General features: G+C 73.5%; 1 protein-coding gene and 1 pseudogene. Both read left to right on the forward strand.

From position 1 onward, the window contains the following. Positions 1 to 279: 279 nt before the first annotated feature. On the forward strand, positions 280 to 786 hold the full coding sequence (locus FOE67_RS25680; RefSeq protein ID WP_182667212.1) for a SigE family RNA polymerase sigma factor: 507 nt from the start codon (positions 280 to 282) through the stop codon (positions 784 to 786). Between the two features lie 28 nt (positions 787 to 814). Beyond that, a pseudogene (locus FOE67_RS25685) lies at positions 815 to 1,419 on the forward strand (hypothetical protein); the annotation flags it as partial.

Below are 1,419 nucleotides of genomic sequence, written 5' to 3' on the forward strand. Positions count from 1 at the left end.
GCGGGACCCGGTGCCGCCGGGTGTGCCGCCCACGGCCGGGGCCGGGGCGCGGATTCGACCGGAACCGCGCGCTCCGGGGGCTCCGTGGAAAAAAGTTCGCCGCCGGCTGCGACATCCGCGGGGGGCTCGCGCATCTCCATGGTGAGGACGGATCACCGGCGCCATCGGGGGAAGGTCGCCGGAGCCGTCCCGGTCGGCGGATCACCGTCGGCCCGGTGCCACCCGGTTGCAGCGCGTCACCCGGTGGCGGAGAAGGTGAAGAAGGGGGCAGGGGGACCCATGAGGGCACGGGATCGGGAGAGTTACCACGAATTCATCCGCGCGCGCAGCGGGCCGCTCTATCGATCGGCCTGTCTGCTGACCGGTGGGGACACCCACCTCGCGGAGGATCTGGTGCAGGAGACCCTCGGGCGGATGTACTCCGCGTGGAGCCGCCGCAGTTGCATCGAGAATCCGGTGGGATACGCCCAGAAGGTATTGATACGGGCCCATTTGGCGCACCGGCGTCGTCGCAGCAGCGGGGAGCACCCGGTGGACGGCCTCCCCGACCACGGGGCCGAGGGGGAGGACACCCCGCTGCGGGTCACCCTTCTGACCGCCCTCGCCCAACTCACCCCGGAGGACCGGGCGGTGCTCGTCCTGCGCTTCTGGGAGGACCTGAGCGTCGAGCGGACCGCCGAGATCATGCGCACCACCCCCTCGGCGGTGCGCAGCCGCAGCGGCCGCGCCCTGACCCGCCTGCGCGCCGTGCTCGGCGCCCGGAACATCACCGAACTGACCGCGTAACCCCGACGTCCCAGGGAGGGCGAGAGACATGAGCGCACACGACGAGAGCACCTTTCCCGCCGGCGGGGGTGGGCGGGGCGATTCGACCGACGATCTCCACGGCCGGGAGACACTCGCCGGCACCAGCGGATACGGCGGGGCGCCGAGGCGTCCCTCCCCGGCGGAGAACCCGGACACGGAGTTCGAGCGGGTTCTGTCCGACATGCTGCGACACACCGGGGAGGGCTTCCGCCCCGACACCCCGAAGCTGATGGAGGGCGGGCTGCGGCGCGGTCGGGCCCGGGTGTGGCGCAGGCGGGCGGCGGTGATGACCGGGGCGGCCTCCCTGGTCGCCGTCACGGTGGCGGCCATATCCCTGCCCGGCGGCGATCGCTCGGGGCCGGTCACCGCCGATCCCCCGCGGACCGCCGGGGACATGGTGGAGACCCTGGTGGCGATGCTGCCCGAGGGCCTCTCGGTGGAGGGCTCCGAGGGGTACGGGTCGGCCGACGATCCCGAGCCGGCCGCCCTGCTGGACCTGGAGGACGGCCCCGGCCTCCTCCAGGCAACCCTCTCCCTGAGCCGGTCCACGCAGGGCATGGGGGAGGAGACGCCACTCGGCTGCGCCGAGTGGGAGGGGACCGAGGGGGAGGA

Source organism: Streptomyces calidiresistens, assembly GCF_014141525.1.
In the GTDB taxonomy this organism is placed as follows: Bacteria; Actinomycetota; Actinomycetes; order Streptomycetales; family Streptomycetaceae; genus Streptomyces; species Streptomyces calidiresistens.

Coding starts and splice junctions, on each gene's coding strand:
- FOE67_RS25680 (WP_182667212.1), top strand. CDS start 280: ATGAGGGCACGGGATCGGGAGAGTTACCACGAATTCATCCGCGCGCGC.